20 protein-coding genes are annotated in these 16,914 nt (G+C 45.1%); 10 read left to right on the top strand and 10 right to left on the bottom strand.

The genetic code is table 11. From position 1 onward, the window contains the following. Positions 1-136: 136 nt before the first annotated feature. The 4 genes from GXP65_RS01970 to hutW all read right to left on the bottom strand — a co-directional run bounded on the left by GXP65_RS01970 (position 137) and on the right by hutW (position 3,315). Positions 137-673 carry an ATP:cob(I)alamin adenosyltransferase gene (locus tag GXP65_RS01970; RefSeq protein ID WP_162091857.1) on the bottom strand — a complete coding sequence of 179 codons (537 nt, stop codon included), beginning with the start codon at positions 671-673 and terminating at the stop codon, positions 137-139. Between the two features lie 103 nt (positions 674-776). After that, entirely contained in the window at positions 777-1,307 is a 531-nt protein-coding gene (hutZ, locus tag GXP65_RS01965; RefSeq protein WP_005433525.1) for a heme utilization protein HutZ, read from the bottom strand. Positions 1,308-1,421: 114 nt separating this feature from the next. After that, positions 1,422-1,925, bottom strand: coding sequence for a heme utilization cystosolic carrier protein HutX (gene hutX / locus GXP65_RS01960; RefSeq protein ID WP_162091856.1), 504 nt, complete (start codon positions 1,923-1,925; stop codon positions 1,422-1,424). 22 nt (positions 1,926-1,947) lie between these two features. Beyond that, positions 1,948-3,315, bottom strand: coding sequence for a heme anaerobic degradation radical SAM methyltransferase ChuW/HutW (hutW, locus tag GXP65_RS01955; RefSeq protein WP_162091855.1), 1,368 nt, complete (start codon positions 3,313-3,315; stop codon positions 1,948-1,950). A 166-nt stretch (positions 3,316-3,481) separates the two neighbouring features. Here hutW and GXP65_RS01950 point away from each other — a divergent pair, with 166 nt between their 5' ends. From GXP65_RS01950 to GXP65_RS01925, 6 genes are read left to right on the top strand one after another with little or no spacing between them, the layout of a single operon-like run. After that, positions 3,482-4,228 carry an energy transducer TonB gene (locus GXP65_RS01950; protein ID WP_162835431.1) on the top strand — a complete coding sequence of 249 codons (747 nt, stop codon included), beginning with the start codon at positions 3,482-3,484 and terminating at the stop codon, positions 4,226-4,228. After that, positions 4,228-4,926, top strand: coding sequence for a MotA/TolQ/ExbB proton channel family protein (locus GXP65_RS01945; protein ID WP_122020774.1), 699 nt, complete (start codon positions 4,228-4,230; stop codon positions 4,924-4,926). The genes GXP65_RS01950 and GXP65_RS01945 overlap by 1 nt, the downstream gene beginning before the upstream one ends. Beyond that, positions 4,923-5,336, top strand: a complete 414-nt coding sequence (locus GXP65_RS01940; protein ID WP_005433575.1) for a biopolymer transporter ExbD — start codon at positions 4,923-4,925, stop codon at positions 5,334-5,336. Before GXP65_RS01945 ends, GXP65_RS01940 begins: the two co-directional genes overlap by 4 nt. Positions 5,337-5,362: 26 nt before the next feature. Further along, positions 5,363-6,232 carry an ABC transporter substrate-binding protein gene (locus GXP65_RS01935; RefSeq protein WP_162091854.1) on the top strand — a complete coding sequence of 290 codons (870 nt, stop codon included), beginning with the start codon at positions 5,363-5,365 and terminating at the stop codon, positions 6,230-6,232. 9 nt (positions 6,233-6,241) lie between these two features. Continuing rightward, complete coding sequence (locus tag GXP65_RS01930) at positions 6,242-7,279, top strand: iron ABC transporter permease (RefSeq protein WP_162091853.1); 1,038 nt, start codon at positions 6,242-6,244, stop codon at positions 7,277-7,279. Beyond that, on the top strand, positions 7,279-8,061 hold the full coding sequence (locus tag GXP65_RS01925) for a heme ABC transporter ATP-binding protein (protein ID WP_162091852.1): 783 nt from the start codon (positions 7,279-7,281) through the stop codon (positions 8,059-8,061). The genes GXP65_RS01930 and GXP65_RS01925 overlap by 1 nt, the downstream gene beginning before the upstream one ends. A gap of 99 nt (positions 8,062-8,160) precedes the next feature. On the opposite strand, the gene GXP65_RS01920 is transcribed toward GXP65_RS01925, so the two are convergent. Continuing rightward, a complete protein-coding gene (locus GXP65_RS01920; RefSeq protein ID WP_005441131.1) occupies positions 8,161-8,622 on the bottom strand; it encodes a TetR/AcrR family transcriptional regulator in 462 nt (153 codons plus the stop codon). A gap of 527 nt (positions 8,623-9,149) precedes the next feature. On the opposite strand from GXP65_RS01920, the gene GXP65_RS01915 reads away from it, so the two are divergent. Further along, on the top strand, positions 9,150-9,449 hold the full coding sequence (locus GXP65_RS01915) for a YfcZ/YiiS family protein (RefSeq protein WP_010645003.1): 300 nt from the start codon (positions 9,150-9,152) through the stop codon (positions 9,447-9,449). 89 nt (positions 9,450-9,538) lie between these two features. On the opposite strand, the gene GXP65_RS01910 is transcribed toward GXP65_RS01915, so the two are convergent. Continuing rightward, positions 9,539-9,811 carry a YnjH family protein gene (locus tag GXP65_RS01910; RefSeq protein WP_011999475.1) on the bottom strand — a complete coding sequence of 91 codons (273 nt, stop codon included), beginning with the start codon at positions 9,809-9,811 and terminating at the stop codon, positions 9,539-9,541. A 149-nt stretch (positions 9,812-9,960) separates the two neighbouring features. Here GXP65_RS01910 and GXP65_RS01905 point away from each other — a divergent pair, with 149 nt between their 5' ends. Further along, positions 9,961-10,560 (top strand): hypothetical protein, encoded by a 600-nt coding sequence (locus tag GXP65_RS01905; RefSeq protein WP_045457276.1) that lies wholly within the window; start codon positions 9,961-9,963, stop codon positions 10,558-10,560. Positions 10,561-10,722: 162 nt separating this feature from the next. Here the strand turns inward: GXP65_RS01905 and GXP65_RS01900 are convergent, their stop codons facing one another. After that, complete coding sequence (locus GXP65_RS01900) at positions 10,723-11,829, bottom strand: 1-acyl-sn-glycerol-3-phosphate acyltransferase (protein ID WP_011999473.1); 1,107 nt, start codon at positions 11,827-11,829, stop codon at positions 10,723-10,725. Between the two features lie 192 nt (positions 11,830-12,021). Here GXP65_RS01900 and GXP65_RS01895 point away from each other — a divergent pair, with 192 nt between their 5' ends. Next, positions 12,022-12,630, top strand: a complete 609-nt coding sequence (locus GXP65_RS01895; RefSeq protein WP_050919356.1) for a hypothetical protein — start codon at positions 12,022-12,024, stop codon at positions 12,628-12,630. Positions 12,631-12,693: 63 nt separating this feature from the next. On the opposite strand, the gene GXP65_RS01890 is transcribed toward GXP65_RS01895, so the two are convergent. Continuing rightward, positions 12,694-13,176 carry a hypothetical protein gene (locus tag GXP65_RS01890; RefSeq protein WP_045420246.1) on the bottom strand — a complete coding sequence of 161 codons (483 nt, stop codon included), beginning with the start codon at positions 13,174-13,176 and terminating at the stop codon, positions 12,694-12,696. Between the two features lie 26 nt (positions 13,177-13,202). Next, positions 13,203-13,724, bottom strand: coding sequence for a nicotinate-nicotinamide nucleotide adenylyltransferase (locus GXP65_RS01885; protein WP_011999470.1), 522 nt, complete (start codon positions 13,722-13,724; stop codon positions 13,203-13,205). 210 nt (positions 13,725-13,934) lie between these two features. Here GXP65_RS01885 and nadE point away from each other — a divergent pair, with 210 nt between their 5' ends. Further along, entirely contained in the window at positions 13,935-14,765 is an 831-nt protein-coding gene (nadE, locus tag GXP65_RS01880) for an ammonia-dependent NAD(+) synthetase (protein ID WP_162091851.1), read from the top strand. 118 nt (positions 14,766-14,883) lie between these two features. Here nadE and GXP65_RS01875 read toward each other — a convergent pair whose 3' ends face one another. Continuing rightward, positions 14,884-16,701, bottom strand: coding sequence for a hybrid-cluster NAD(P)-dependent oxidoreductase (locus GXP65_RS01875; RefSeq protein WP_162091850.1), 1,818 nt, complete (start codon positions 16,699-16,701; stop codon positions 14,884-14,886). Positions 16,702-16,914 lie beyond the last annotated feature (213 nt).

The following is a 16,914-nucleotide window of genomic DNA, read 5'->3' as shown; positions in this document are numbered from 1 at the left end:
TTCCTCTGAAATCAATTTTAATTGTTATTCAAACAAAGGTATAAAGATGGGTAAAGGTGCTCACTGCACTCGAATGAGAACTCTGCGACGGCTAGCTTAAAGTCATTAAATTCAGACTATTAGGTGATACTTTTATCTACTTACTTGGCATTGTGTAGCTGCGAGACACAAACTCGGTTTCTTCAACTTGATAAATGTGGTTGATGTAAGACGCAAGACTATAGAGCACATTCGCAAGCAGGTTTGAATAACGGAACAAAATCGAGTCGGGTTGCTTCTTGCCTGAATGCTCAACCGCAACCAATGCACGAACCACCTTCTTTGCTTGGCAGCGGCATAGATGTAGCTGACTGGAAGTTGGGTGACCACCAGGAAGCACAAACCCTTTAAAACCGCCGTCGATACGAGCCTTGATGGCATCGTAATCGGCTTTAAGCTCATCAACATCTGCTTCTGTGATCGCCAGTTTACCGCGGATAGAGCCATTCACATGGTATACGTTTGGCTGCATTCGAGTCAGTATGTCGCGGCTAAAGTCATCCAACTCCATCGACAGGACAAGTCCAATACGGCTACACAGTTCATCTGCGGTAATCTCAAAATCACAGACCGGACTGTCTTCATAGATGAATGGGTAACAAATCTCGCCAAGTTCCTTGCTTACTGGTCTCATGATCTTTCTCTGTGCTTTTGTTCTAATAAAAAAGGGAGTCAGTATAACCTAACTCCCTTTGGGCAATCACATCCCTTTGGACAAACATAAATAGAAAGTCCGCTTATGCGCTTTCGATTTTCTTGTGACCTTCTTGAAGGTGAACGAAATCAACCAGATCATCACCCGAAACTTGGTAAGCTTGACCAAAGCCTTTCACAAATAAACCTTGTTCTGCTTTCAGGTTGAACAGTACAAAGTCTTCCAGTTGGCTCAGGCCATCGATGATTTCACCAAAACGATCTTTCATTTGACCAACCACTTGTTGCCACATTTCAGTATCACGCTCAACAACCGTTGCGACAGCATCAAACGTTAGACGCTTACGAGCGAACAACTGTTTCGACGAATCTTCGTCTTCAATCATCATCAAAGATACGTTCGGATTCTCTAGTAGGTTACGTGCGTGACGAGCGATCTGAGAAATAAGAACGAAGTAACCTTCCTGGTTTTGAACGTACGGCGCGTAGCTGACATTTGGACGGCCTTCCGCATCAACGGTTGCCAATTGAATGGTACGACGCTCCTGACGAAATTCCTTGATTTCTGGTCCTAGACGACCTTGTAAACGCTCTTGTTTAACTTGCTGATCCATTTTGATACCTAACTTTACTTGTATGTTATTCCGAGTTTTAACCCAGTTATTCTTTAATAAAACGACACTGCTCTAACGGGTTCGCGCTAAATGCAGTGTCATGTTGATGCGAGACTACTTCTTCAGCTCTGCTTGCATTGCACGAAATGCCGTGACTTGCTCTTCAATCAGTTCACGTTTTTCGTTACGGCCTAGATAAATCTTGAAGATATTGCTGCCGCATTCAGAGAAGAAGCCAAAATAGTGGCTCTCACGTCCCATAAACGGTTTACTTACTAGCGCAATGTTTTTCACGTTATCCAGTTTTAGGTGGCCATGAAGCTCACCTTCTTTACCCATAAGGTTGTAGTAACCACGAGCAACTTTACCTTTCGGGAACGGCGCTTTTACTTCAAAGATAGAACCAAAAGAATGAACGATAGTTGTTACTGGGCCAAAACCAACAAGACCTTCTAAGATGCTTTGTGCTTGCTCGCCTGGTGCTACTGCAACCATCTCTTGAGGAAGTGCAGCTACCACGTCAAACTCTGTTACACCAAGGCGCTCAGCCATTGCTGCTGGAAGTAGTTGCGGCTCTTGTTCTAGTAGGGCTTCGACCTGTTGCTTAATTGATTCCATTGTTTTTTCCATTTCTTTCAGATTAATTATTAGATACTTTTGGTACGTTTTCGTTCATTTCAGAAGTCAGTACCTGAATACATGCTTGGGCCAAAGACACAGCCCAGAAGCTACCTGCTAATGTCAGTACTAAACTGCGCTCTTGTAGCTCAACTAAGCCCTTGTCATGCCAGACTTTGAATAACGGCATTAGGAAGCTGAAAGTGTCTTCGTCCATAAATGCCGGGAGTTTGCTTGCTTGAACAATGCCTTGGTCAAAGCCAGACTTCAGCGCTGCGAATAGCGGCTCAAGTGGGCCTTGCTTCATCATCATTGCGATGGTGCTCTGCCCTTCATTTACAGCTTTAACGTAAGTGTCTAGCGTGCGGTGCTGCATCATGCCGTAACCACCTATGTTACCGCCCGCACCACAACCGACAGGCAATACTTCTGCATAGGTCTTCGCTAAGCTGTTGTATAAGCTGCGTTCACGGTTATCGATCGCCCAGTGGTTCACGCTAAGCTGCTTCATGTGGTGCTTAGCCATGAATTTCACGCCCAGTTCGTACATGCCCGCTTTTTCTGGCGTAGTAGCAGGTGGTGGAATCTTGCCCTTCTCTACTAGGTTCAGCATTGGGGCTGTTCCGCCAACAACCAGTTGATATAGATCCAAACCGTGCGCGCCAGTGGACATAAAGTCGTTTAAGTCTTGTTCGAGCACTTCTTTGGTTTGGTAAGGCAAGCCGTAAAGCAGGTCGATAATGACGGGAATTTTGTCCTCTTTGGCAAGTTCACTGACACGGTTCAGTACATCTTCACGGTCGTCCAGACGCTTAGCACTGCGACGCACTTGGGTATTGAAACTTTGCACACCAAAGGAGAAGCGGTTAAAGCCACCGTCTAGCGCTCCCTGATACAACTCGTCAGTAAAGCGATTAATGCGTCCTTCAAGGGTAATTTCGCAGTCCGCAGCCAAAGGGAAATAGTCGTGAATAGTCTGGCCAAGAATACGAATCTGCTCAGGAGATAAATCGGTTGGCGTGCCACCACCAATATAAACCGCATGGAAGATGCCACTTTGTGTCCAAGGCATTGCCGCCTTCTCTCTCAACTCTTTCATCAGAGCATCAAAGTAGTCATCGACGAGCTTGCGGCTTGCGGCATTTTGGAAAAAGTTACAGAAAGTACAGCGCACACGGCAGAACGGCACATGAATATACAGACAGCGCTTGTTGTTCTTTGCTACTTCTGAAGTGATCCGCGACAGAATGTCACCTTGTTGCGGCGGTGGTACAGGTAGGCTGCTACCACCCGCGTGCGCAGAGTGTTTTTTCACAAACGCAAAACGCAGCGGATCGGGGCTATCACTTCCAAGAATTGATTCGTCAAATTTATAAACCTCGACGCTCATATTTACTCACTTAAAGCCCACCACACAAAGGTTTGAGGCTCATTTCAAAAAAACTGCAAAGATCATAATTTGCACGTAATGATAATGCAATTGATAATTGATCTTATTTCCTTTTCGCGTAATAATCTTCCCACTTGATAATGATTCCTACTACCGAGATTTACCCGTGAACGTAAAAAGATATGCCATTGCCGGAGGTGCCTCTCTCGTGGTGCACGCAGCGCTTCTTTTTGTCTCCCAAGAGACAAAGGTGTTTGCAATGCCAGCAGGTAATCCTACTAGCTCGGTAAGCCTTAATTTAGTCTCGGCTCCCAAACCAGTCCAAGCTGAACCGACACCACAAGAAGTGGTAGAAGAAAAGCAACCAGAGCCACAAAAGAAACCTCAACCAAAGCCAGAGCCTAAGCCGGTTAAAAAGGTCGTAGAAAAGCCGGTCGTAAAGAAAGAAGCAGTTAAAAAGAAACCGGTTGAAGCGAAACCTAAACCCGTTAAAAAACCTCAACCACCAAAGCCAGTTGCGAAAAAAGAGCCGCAACCCAAAGAAAAAGTGACCGAAAAAGTTGTGCAGGAACCAGTTCAACAGCAACAAGCGGCACCTGCGAATCAATCAAAAGGGGCCAGCGCACAGCCCGTCATGATTGATCAACCGGCTTTTGTCTCCCAGCCAGTTCAGCCACGTTACCCACGTTCAGCCCGCAAACGCGGTATTGAGGGGGTCGCTCTCTATGAAGTGTGGCTAGATGCAAACGGCAACCAGATTAAACAAGTGCTAATTGAATCTTCAGGCGCACAGATGCTTGATGTTTCTGCACTACGAGCCATTAAACAATGGCAATTCTCTCCTCATATTTCTGGTGGGCAAAAAGTTGCTCACCGAGTTCAAATCCCAGTTCGTTTTAAGTTGGATGGATAATGGAACAGCTACAACATTTACAAACCCAATTTGGTCTTATGACTTGGCCTTTAATGATTTGCTCTGCACTTACAGTCATGATCATTGCGGAAAGACTCTTTCAAGTATTCATTAGCTTAGGCGTGGGGAAGCGTGCAATTCGTCAAAAGCTGACCAATCTTGATCCAACCAACAACAAAGATATTGAAGCGCTAGCGGACGAGCTTTCTGGCAAACGCCCTCTACTCTATCGCGGTGTCGCTATGTTGCTCGCTCACCACTCTTTTTCTAAATCATTACGTGAGGATGCCGCAGGCATTTGGCTTCAAGAAAAGCGTCATCAGTTGCACTCAGGCCTTCGCCTACTGACGTTGATTGGCGTGATCAGCCCTCTGATTGGTTTGTTAGGAACAGTACTTGGGCTTATCGACATGTTTAAAGGCATTGCTTCTTCCACAGGCAACATCACACCAAACGATTTGGCTGATGGTCTAGGCCTTGCGATGCGCACGACAGCAGCAGGTTTGATCATTGCATTACCTGCCATTTCTGGCGCGCAACTTATTGGCCTTTGGGCTGATCGCGTGATCGCTAAGCTTGAGCATACGCTCAACTATGTGAATCTTTGGCTTGAAGGCATTTCCCTGCAACACGTGTCTCCAGAAAACCACAAAGAAGTCGCTACTGTGGCAAATCATGTTGAAGCGAGAAGCTCATGATTAAGGCACCGCAAGACAATCACAGTCATGGTTTAACGCCAGACTTAACCCCGCTGCTCGATATCATTTTCATCGTGATGGTGTTTTTGATGCTCACTGCGGCGGTGAAGTTAGACTCGCTCGACGTGAACCTACCCAGTACCGACTCCCAAGCGGTAGCTGAAGTGGACAAAGAATCGATTACGGTAAACATCCTGAAAGAAGAACCGCACTGGGCAATCAACGGTAAGGCTTACATAAATTGGGAAAACTTTACGCTGGCTCTATTAGAAGAGAGTAAATCAACCGACAAACCTATCGTGATTGGCGCGGAAAAAACCGCCGATATTCAATCGCTGGTTAAGCTTCTTGGCTTTTTACAAGAAAACGGAATTCAAGCGACTCAACTACTCACTGAAGAGTCGCAATAGAAGAACACAAGATTGAGAACACACTAATGAATAAAACACTTTCGCCCGTTCGTACCGCATTGACTGCAGCCATTACTATGCTTGCCAGTGCGAGTCTGCTTGCTAACGAAGCCTCATCATCTGAGCGTGTTGTCAGTGCAGGCAGTGCAGTGACTGAACTGCTGATTGCTCTTGATGCAAAAGACAGCCTTGTTGCCGTTGACGTAACAAGCCAACTACCGGAGGGAATGGCGCTGCCAAAAGTTGGTTACCACCGCCGTCTGTCTGCTGAAGGTCTGCTGGGATTAAGCCCAACTAAATTGATTGGTTCAGATGAAATGGGGCCGAGCACCACGCTCGACCAATTGAAATCTGCGGGTGTTGATGTCGAGGTCGTCAACACAGAAGCAAAAGTGGAAGGTTTGGTTGACCGTATTGACCAAATTGCGACCATCATGCATCGTGAAACTCAAGCGACAGCACTAAAAACGGAAGTTGAAGCGCAAGTTAAAGCACTTGAAGGCAACCAACCAGCGAAAGCTGACAAAAAGAAAGTACTTTTCCTACTGATTCACGAAGGTCGCCCAGCAAACGTCGCGGGATCTGACACTACACCTGATGCAATCATTCAATTAGCGGGTGGTGAAAACCCAGCAGCGAGCAAACTCTCTTCATACAAACCGCTATCTACAGAAGCAATGGTTGAGATGCAGCCAGACGTGATTCTTGTAAGTGGCCGTAGCTACCAAACCATGGGTGGTGCGGACGCCATTTTGAAAGCGATGCCTCTGCTTGCTGCAACGCCTGCTGGCATAAATAAAAAGTTCGTGACAATCGATGGTCATGCGCTGGTTGGCGGTTTAGGGCTTAAAAGCCTGTCTGAAGCGAAGCGTTTGAATGAACTGCTTTACCCGTAGAGAGTTTCAATGCTGTTAAGACGTCTGCCTTTATCTACTACCCTACTTGCGTTGTCTGGCGTTTTAGCCTTTATCGCAGTAGCGTCCATAACCGTTGGTCCAATGAATATTAGCTTCTCAGATAGCCTGAGAAGCTTAACCGGAGCAGGTTCAGACCTTGCTCCTCACATCCAACTCGTTATCAACGAAATACGACTTCCACGCACCATTCTTTGTATGTTTATCGGTGCGATCCTCGCTATCTGTGGTGTTGTAATGCAGGGGTTATTCCGAAACCCTCTTGCCGAACCCGGCATCATCGGCGTTTCCGCTGGTGCAGCACTTGGTGGTGCATTTGCCATTGTCGTATTTGCCGACTTTAGCCAAAACTATCCGACACTCATGAACTTGGCGGCGTTACCATTCTTCGCTTTCTTGGGTGGCGCTCTTACAACCGTATTGGTTTACTGGCTAGGAACAAACAAGTTTGGTACATCAGTAACCATCATGCTACTGGCTGGTGTCGCTATCAGTGCACTATCTGGTGCTGCTATTGGTTTTATGAACTTCATCGCTGACGACCAGATGCTGCGTGACTTAACGCTTTGGTCGATGGGCTCGTTAGCAGGCGCGAACTGGTCAGGGATTGCTTTAGCAGCCGTGACACTAGTACTGCTGATGTTCTGGTTCCAGAAAAAAGCCATGCCACTAAACGCATTGCTCTTAGGTGAGTCAGAAGCTAAGCATCTTGGCGTTCCCGTTCAAAAGCTTAAACGACAACTTATCCTTTTATCGGCAGTGGGTGTTGGTATCACGGTAAGTATTAGCGGTGCCATTGGCTTTATTGGCCTAGTGATACCTCACTTAGGTCGTATGCTTGCTGGTCCTGACCATCGTACGCTGCTTCCTATCTCAGCACTAATGGGCGCATTGCTTCTTACTGCGGCAGATATGTTTGCTCGCGTAGTGGTGGCTCCTGCAGAGCTTCCTGTCGGTATCGTCACCGCTCTGATCGGTGCACCGTTCTTTATCTACTTACTGTTCCAACAAAAAGGGAAGATTCTGTAATGAACAACATCGTTTTATCTGGCAGAAATATCTCAATGAGGTACGGAAACCGAGTGGTACTAGACAACGTCAGTATTGATATTCGTGCAGGACAAGTGACTGCGTTACTAGGTCCAAATGGCGCTGGTAAAAGTACCTTACTGAAGCTGCTGTGTGGTGAAATTCCCTCTCAGAATGACATCCAGTTCTTTGGTAAGCAGAAAAACGATTGGGCGCCAGCAGAGAGTGCAAAACACGTTGCGATGTTGCCTCAGCACAGCACGCTGACTTTCCCATTCTTAGCGAAAGAAGTGGTCGAGTTGGGCGCAATTCCTCTTTCTATCAGTCACAAAGAAACGTCTGAGTTAGCGCTCCACTATATGGCACAAACTGACGTACTGCATTTGGCCGATAACCTCTACCCTGCCCTCTCTGGTGGTGAGAAACAGCGTTTACACTTGGCTCGTGTACTAACACAGTTACATCAATCAGGTGATAGAAAGATTCTAATGTTGGATGAGCCAACGTCTGCACTGGATTTAGCCCACCAGCACAACACACTAAAAATCGCTCGTGAGGCCGCAAAAGAGAATAATGCAGCGGTGGTCATTGTATTGCACGATCTAAACTTAGCCTCGCAATATGCAGACCGTTTAGTGTTGCTGCATGATGGTAAGCTCGTTTGTGATGACACGCCATGGAATGCGCTAACCCCAGAACGCATTGAGCAGGTTTATGGCTATAACTCTATCGTAACCAAACACCCGACTCTGGACTTCCCACAAGTCCATTCAGCGGCATAGAAAGAACACTCACTTTCCGACTCGCGCAGCTAAGTTAAACCCAAAGTTAGACCCAAACAAAAAGCCCCACAGTGATTGCGGGGCTTTCTTGTTCTAGTGTTATTTGCTCATTTGAATTAACGAACGACCAATCAACCACTCTAACTCTTTGTCGCTACCAGCACCAAATTGACTCTCAGCCATTTTGTACAAACGGTCAATACCATTTGCAGCAAATTCATGTGCACTTTCTGAAGTAACAATATGGTGGAACAACAAACGCAAAATCGCTAGGAACTCAGTATCTTCTAAAGCCTTGATCCAGCTCTTCGAAAACGCGTCCAAACCTTTGTCAAATTCTAGATGTTCAACGAACATTTTGAAGATGCGACCGTCTAGCGCGGCGGTAAAGTCCGTTTTCTTAGGAAAATGGTGGCTAATACCTGTACGCGATACACCAGTCTGTTGACTTAACGTGGTGTAAGACATTTTGTCATAACCAAGTCTTAGAAGCTGATCAACAACGGCATCCATGATCTTCTGGATAGTGATTTCGGTATCTTCTTTACTACGCTTTGGCATATTTTAAGCTCTTCTCTTTGTAAATCCATCTAACTCACATTTAAATGAGGCCAGAATGAAATCATCCTCAGCATTATGTACTGTATGTCCTTGACATGAAAATTAAGGCAGCAATCATAACTAAACCGCACTGCGTAACGTGCAATTTACAGTGATATTTCTGTCAATACTGATGACTCAAAATATGGCGAAAAGTCCACTCCATCAAAACCTTACACCATTTTATTCATCCAAACTATTTACAGACTAAGAATGATAATTATGTAAAAATAATTAATCCAGAAATAGTCTTATAAATTAACCACCAGTTCAACTAACCTGACAAAAATCTCACGAATATGTAGGTTAATTGATTTTAAATATTGATACATATCACACTAATTTTATTAAGGAAGTTCTAATAAATTTAATTAACCCCTCATTAACAACATAACATACCGTGCCTTTTTTATCCAAAATCATTCATTTTTGTAGATAGAGATCAAATACCTGATAGAATACCCACAGTATTTACAAGAGGATTCGTTATGAGTGTCGAATTAGAACAAAACCAAGTATGTGAAGCTTGCGGTTGCGCTGGTGAAATGGGTTTTATCATCAAAGAAGGTGACGATGTTGCCGACGTAACGATTTTCGCAGAGACTAAAGCAGCATTAGAAGCTGAGTTGGCGAAATACATCGAAATGGCAACAGCAGTATGTGCTGGCGTTGAATACAACGTTTCTGAACTAACAGAAGAATCGAAAGAGCTAACCGCTCGATTCAAGTTTGAAGTAAGTGCTGAAAAACTGATCTTTGAACTTAAGACTCGCTCTCTAGCGCGTTAATCACAACATTTCACCGGTAGGTCTATATTTTACCGATAGATAAGTAAAGCGAGCACACGGCTCGCTTTTTTGATCTCTGATGAACCGGTCTATTTCTGGTCCTGTTGAAACACAACCCACTTCAGTGAACCGTTGGTTTCAAAATCATTCTCATCGGTACACATCAGTAGCACACCCTCTACATTCAGCACTGCCCCCGTCGTGTATGCTTTGTCATCGTAGTAACAAACACGCTGCCCTAGTTTGCCATCTGCAACGACTAACGCTTTGGTATCTGGCGTGCTGTAAGATTTCGCCATTACTACGCTTGAAAACACCAACGCTGCACTTGCTGCCAAAAATGATATCGATTTTAAGTTCATGAATATTTCCCTCAATCAAGACCTCATAACTTAACAAAGAAGCATCGCAAGTTCTTGGCAGCATCTCATATTCTTGTTAAGTGACGATGTAGCGGCTAACGGCGCTTTACGTTATCCTTTTCCAGACTTTATCAACGGTTGTGATGGTTATGCGCATTCTCCCCCTCTTACTCGCTCTGACAACGTTTTCTAGTACCACCACTGCCTATGAGCTTGATTACTACGCCAAGTTTGGCCATACCGACAACTACGGCAATATCGACCTACGTAATAAACCCTATACGACCATCCCTGATGGCTTAGTCGTTAAAGGCAACCTCAATATTTCCCAGACGCCGATAACCAAACTTCCAAAAGGGCTTGATGTACAAGGCAGCCTTGAGGCCACCAACAGCGCGCTTAAAACGGTGAGACCCGGCATTAAAATTAAAGGCTACGCGAACTTACTCGGCAGTAAAATTGAGCGCTGGCCACGCGGTGTCAAACTGGGTGGCTACTTGAACCTTACGGATACGCCGTTAACGAGCTTGCCAGCGAGACTGAGAGTAAAAGGCGACTTGAGCGTTATCCGTACGCCGCTAACGGAGCTACCTGAAGGTTTAGTGGTGGATGGTAACCTCTATATCGGAGGTTCAAAGCTAACGACATTTCCCGATACCATGACAGTAAGAGGCAATATCTTCTTAGGGGGAAATAAAGTGACAAAGTGGCCAACAAACTTGACCTTAGGTGGTGCTGTTGCACCGTAGAGAGGGATGTTTCCAAAGACGCTTAAGTCAATGAAAGGAAGAAGGTCTAATGAGAGGAACGAGTTCAGAATCTAACAATAACACGCCTGAGATAGATTCCGTTTGAGCCTCGTTCCTCGCAATTTAATTTCCATTACCTTTCAAGCAATGGACATGACAAGATTACTCTTGATTGTTTACTGGATTAGCATAGCTAGCTACTAAGTAGCTGTGCGCGCCAGTCGGCAGTTTTTCAAGCTTCTCTTGTAACTGAGTTTTTACTGATTCAGTGATCGACTCATCTTCACGACCTGCGGCAAGCAAGTTGATTGGGAATACTCGGTAGTTATTGTGAATTTGGCGGTCGATTTCGTTCGCGAGCTCATCCGGCGTCTCGAACTCTTGGTCGATTACATCACCAAAGGCAACATGCACTTTGCCTTTGTAACCCACGATGCCTTGAATGATGCTTTCAATGTCTTCAAATTCGCCTTTCTCATAGCGGCCATTCTCTGCCTTTTCATACAGTTCTTTGGCTTTTGCTATGTCACAAGGGTCATTTTGGTAAGAGATAGACACTGGCACAATCTTCAATGAGCGAGTGTATTCGCCAAAGCTGACTTTTTGCTTACGGCCTTCCACATGGAACATCTTCAAGATGGCTGGATCTGTAAAATCATTACCGTCTTTCGCACGGCCTTCCTTTTGCGCAATCCAGATTGAGTTGCCTGTGTCTAGAGAGTGCTTGATGTAGCCAGACAATAAACCCAACGCTTTCATCATTTCACGCGGTGCTTTCGCAGAACGTTTTACAATGAAGCTCTTGTTGAGTCGCATTAGCTCAGTCGCACAAGGTTTCTTCAGCAGGTTATCACCAATTGCAATACGCACAGTACGATGATCTGTTTGGTGTAAACCGTAGTTCACAAGCGCTGGATCCATCGCGATATCACGGTGGTTAGAAACAAATAAGTAAGACGTGTTCTTGTCCAATTTATCTAGGCCAGAAAATGTCACACCGTCGGTGGTTCGATTTAGCGTATCTTGCAGGTACTTCTTAACCTCTAGCTGAATCGCTTCCACAGAATCCAGTTTACTCCACTTCGCTTTCAAGTAGACACGGATAATCGGACTCATGAGTGTTTTGAACCACGCCGCTTTGTTTGCAAAACGGTGGTTTAAAATCGCACTGATAAACTCATCGTCTTTGATCAGGCGGTCCAGCGCAGCTGGGATTTCTTCGTCATTGTATGGACGAATTTCAATATAAGGATCGTTATTGGCTGTCATTATTCAATTCATTTCAAAAAAAGCTGGCACATTTTACGCATTGTTTTGCCAACCCGCAGCATTTTAGCCCATACTTTTAACATGGTCATACCAGTAGCATTACAATTTCTATTCACAAAAAAATCTGTTATCCGGTTGGCAATTTAGGGGTTTAGCGTTACCCTTAGCGCCCCAAAAACTCTGGTATTCACAATGAACTACGCAATTGAATTTCACGACGCTAATTACCCTTTCCTTAATGTTGCTGCGCGTAAAAAGGCGCTAAAACACAGCTTACTATCAGTAGTGGAAGGTTTGGCGATCATTAAATTGGGTAAACATGAGTATGCCATTGAACCGGGTCAACACTTCTGGATTCCTCAGGGATGTTTGAGCTCCCTCACCTTTTTACCTAACACACGAGTGACTCGCTGTGACTTTTCTGTGCGCTTAGTTGACGCATTCGCTCAACAAGCAGGCTATGTGAAACCATCAGCGTTATTGTCAGCGCTTATTGAAAAGTTGGTAATGACAAAAGCACGAAGTGGACATCAATTGGACTTGTTGGCAGTGGTTAAGCATGAAGTACTGACTCTAAAGCCAATGCTGACTAGCTCAGCGCTAACCGACTCAATCAACAAATGGAAACCAGGTTGTGATTCGCAAGTTTCTATCGAGCTTTGCTTGGTTCTGACGCTAAGAGAAGCGCGTAAAATGAAGTTATCTGGTAAGAAGCAATCAGATATCGTGGCTAAGTTGTTCAACAACAATGAAGAAGAATACGAGCAACTGTGTTTCTTAGTGTTTGGGGAAGCACTGTAAATACAGCATACATAGAACGAAAAAAGGACGCACTCATGTGCGTCCTTTTTGTTTTGATTCGGCTTAAAACGGAACTTCGATTTGCATCATCCAGTCAGCGTCGTAGTATTCATGCCAACGGTAATCAAAGCGCATTCTTGGTTCACCATCGTGCTTATCGCCAAAGCCCACGCTGAACATTAAACCATGGCTTTTTAACCACTCTTCGGTGCTCATATTAGCTTCTTCATCACGTAGCTCTTCTGGCATCCAAAGCCCAAGACCAAAGTAGTTTTTTTCTAGGTTTTGAGTGAGTATCGGCGTGTCTTCCGAGCGAATAGCCCATTGATCCCAGTAACTTTCTGTTGGGCCTTCAATCGCCTTTTCAGCGATGTACCAGTTGAGTGTGTCCATGCTAAGAACACCCACGCTATCAAAAACATCTTCACAAACTGGCATGGTGTTATCAGCAAATACGACGGATCGATCAGACAAATAGTTACAAGCGGAACTAGCCTGTGTAGCCACAAGCAGCGCGCATGCACTAAATACCACAATTCTGACCATGAAAACCTGACCTCTTCGTTTTCAGATTACGATTGTTTATATAAGCCTTCGCTCATCAATATTTCATTAACCGTTGGGGTCGTGAATGCGCTGATGTCTTTACCCTCTACCAACGCATTGCGAATGTCCGTGCTTCTGATTTTGACTTTCTCTGGACAAGCCATCACAGCCCAACGTTCCATAATTTCTTCCGCTCTGTAAAATTTAGCAAATTTAAAAAAATTATCAGGACCTATGACAAAAGTTATATCGGCTTGGGTATGGATTTCTTGAATTTTTTCTAATAACGCAAAAGTCGTCACACTTTGTCCGGGTTGGTACAAAGCTTGCTCAAGGTCTGAACGTTGAACATTAGAAAGCCCCATGTCTTTAATAAAGGCATCAACCAGTTTGCACCGAATTGGGTAATCCAACATATTTTTGCCCCAAGCGTGTGCAATGCTTGGCTCTAGAAGCACGAGATCAAAGTGGCTCAGTGACTCGATCACGCTTTTGTGACCTAAGCTCGGCGGGTTAAATGCGCTACCAAAAACGGCGATTTTTTTCATATCCGGTGATTACCTGGTTGAAGAGAGTTTTCTAATCCGATGAATTCGGTATGATACTACTAATCTTTAGATCTTTTTGACACCAATGCGACGTTTATGGACTCCAATTGGGCGGTTTCTCGCCACTTGGTGAACGATATACGTCTTAAGCAGTATGAATCTAGTAATACTGATTAGTGTCGAACCTATTTGCAGGAAAAGGAACCCTAAATGGAACAATCCATCCGCGATGAAATGCGAGTACTCCCTTCTATCGACCCGCATTTCGAAATTGAACGCCGCGTCGCTTTTATCAAGCGTAAATTACAAGATTCTGGCTGTAAGTCTCTTGTCCTTGGTATCAGTGGAGGCGTTGACTCAACAACGTGTGGTCGCTTAGCTCAATTGGCTGTAGACCAACTAAACGAAGAATCTGACGACAATGGCTATCAGTTTATCGCCGTTCGCTTGCCTTACGGTGAGCAAAGGGATGAAAACGAAGCCCAACTTGCTCTTGATTTTATCCAACCAACGCATTCCGTATCGGTAAACATCAAAGCAGGTGTGGATGGTCTTCATGCTGCTTCTCACGTTGCATTAGAAGGTACGGGGCTTCTACCAACTGACGCAGCAAAAGTTGACTTCGTGAAAGGCAATGTAAAAGCACGTGCTCGCATGGTTGCTCAATACGAAATCGCTGGTTATGTTGGTGGCTTGGTTCTAGGTACTGACCACTCAGCAGAAAACATCACCGGTTTCTACACTAAATTTGGTGATGGCGCGTGCGATATGGCACCACTGTTTGGCTTGAGCAAACGTCAAGTTCGCGAAGTTGCTGCAACGCTCGGTGCGCCTGAATTACTTGTGAAAAAAGTGCCAACGGCAGACTTAGAAGAGCTTGCTCCACAAAAAGCAGACGAAGATGCGCTAAGCCTGACTTACGAGCAAATCGATGACTTCCTAGAAGGTAAGCCAGTATCGCAAGAAGTGAGCGATCGTTTAGTAGCTATCTACAAAATGACTCAGCACAAGCGTCAGCCGATCCCAACGATCTACGACTAAAACGCGATTGTGCGCATGAGTGTTCCCGCTCTGAGCCCGCTCTAAGATAGAAAAAACGCCGCTAAGTTAGCGGCGTTTTTATTTGCTGGTCATGATCAGCGATTACTATGTAGGGTAGTTAATCTGTTAGCGTCACGTCCGTTTGTGGAATAGCACAACACGCGAGCACTTTACCCATTGCACGTTCTTCTGCGCTTAATGCAGGTACATCCGGATGGTCGACCTGTCCTGATTCTAATTGCACCTTACATGCCCCACACAAGCCCGCACGGCAGCTGTTCGTGATGCTCTTGCCGGCATTCTCGACTTGTTCCAGCAATGTTTGTTGGTTGTTACCCGCCAACTTCAAGCCGTTGAATTCAATCTCAACACTTTTCTCAGGTTTGGTCGTCGCAACCGCAACGCCAAAAGCTTCTTGATGGTAGTTATCTTCAGGTACCCCTTTCTTCAGCAGAAGGTTTTTCGCTTTCTGCATAAAACCATCAGGGCCACAAACGAACACTTGGCGTTGTTCAACATCTTTGATCTGTTTGATATGAGATAAGCTAATACGCCCTTTCAGACCAAACCAGTCCACCGCAGGCTGAGTTAAGCAAATCTTCACATCTAAACCCGGATGTTGGCGTTTTAGTTCGTTTAACTCATCTTTACACGGGATATCAATCTCGCTACTGCACTGATGGTAGAACACCACGTCATCGAGTTGGTTGTGATCCGCCAAGTAGCGAACCATCGACAGCATTGGCGTTACACCGCTACCGGCAGACAGCAAGAGTAGAGGCTGAACAGAGTGCTCTTTTAGATGAAATTGACCATCTGGCGTTTCCGCTTCCAATACATCCCCCACTTGCAGGTTATCTAGTAACGCGTTAGATACACGACCACCAGAAACACGCTTAACGGAAATCGCGTAACGACCTGGACGAGATGGACTAGAAGAAAGCGTATAACGACGCCCAACTTTCTTACCGTCTAATTTCACTTCAATAGGCAAATGCTGCCCCGGCAAGTATGTTGGTAACTGACCTTTGCTTGGCTCAAGCCATAAGGTGACGAAGTCGCGCGCAATCTCTTCTCGCTCGACACAGGTGAGCGACATGCGATTAGGAGAGTTATCTGGATAGAACTCAGCATCTTTGTATTCCAGCACTTCCACCTTGTCTCCCTGACGAATAATGCCTTCATTAAGGGCAACAAGATTTTGACCGAAGAACACACCACCACGTTCATTAGCACGGAACTCTTGCAGTGTTTTCAACGGTTCTTTGCTTTCGCGGAAAATGCCACGTTGAGTATTAACGGTGGTTAGAATGCAACGCTCACAAGGTTTCACTGATTCAAATTCGACTTCACCAATACGAATGCGCTTCCATGAGTCTTCTTCAAATGGCTTGGTATCGGACACTACAAGGTTGGTTCGAAACTGATCCATCGAGTGCTGTTCAGAGCTTCTGCGATTTAGCTCCTCCAGTGACGCCTCACTGATCACAAGCACTGGATACCCATCGGCAAAGCTAACATTGTGACCCAGCTTTTCTCTTACGCGATTTGATTGTTCACCAGTAAAAAGCAACTCAACGCGAAGACCTAACACTTTACTAAACCAATCATCTGCTTCGTCAGTGGTGGTGTATGCAGTAAAACTGTCTTTCCAAACCGTCGCGGGTGCTTCCTGCATTTTGAAATCTTGATAACGGATCTTTAATGGCTCTTCCCCAAGGCTGGTAAACACCACACCATCTGGCAATAACGCTGATTTGATGGTCACCATTTGTGGGAATTTACGGGCCGTCACCATTGAGCCGTCTGACGTCGCAATCATAAATCGACGATCAAAACTTAATCCTTGTTTTTCAACCCAAGCGGAAGACAGCGCGACGCCTCCTACAGATTTGACTGGAAAAACATTAATTTGGGATAAAACTGATTGCGACATAACCTACTTCCTACAGGTGCTTTTTAATTGTTCTACTATCATATCCCCATAAGCTTGGTGACCCAAGTGTCTCGAGGTTACTCGGGGATAAAACTCCAATTTGCACGCGATATATTCATAAGGGATTCATTATTGAGCTCTAGGATATGTGTCAGTGCGTCGCATTTTATGAATAACGTCCCATAAATTTGCACATTATTGACGAAATTAGGA

Source organism: Vibrio sp. LB10LO1, assembly GCF_010092875.1.
GTDB lineage: Bacteria > Pseudomonadota > Gammaproteobacteria > Enterobacterales > Vibrionaceae > Vibrio > Vibrio campbellii.
The sequence above is the reverse complement of the archived record's forward strand: the minus strand, read 5'-3'. Positions and strand labels throughout refer to the sequence as shown.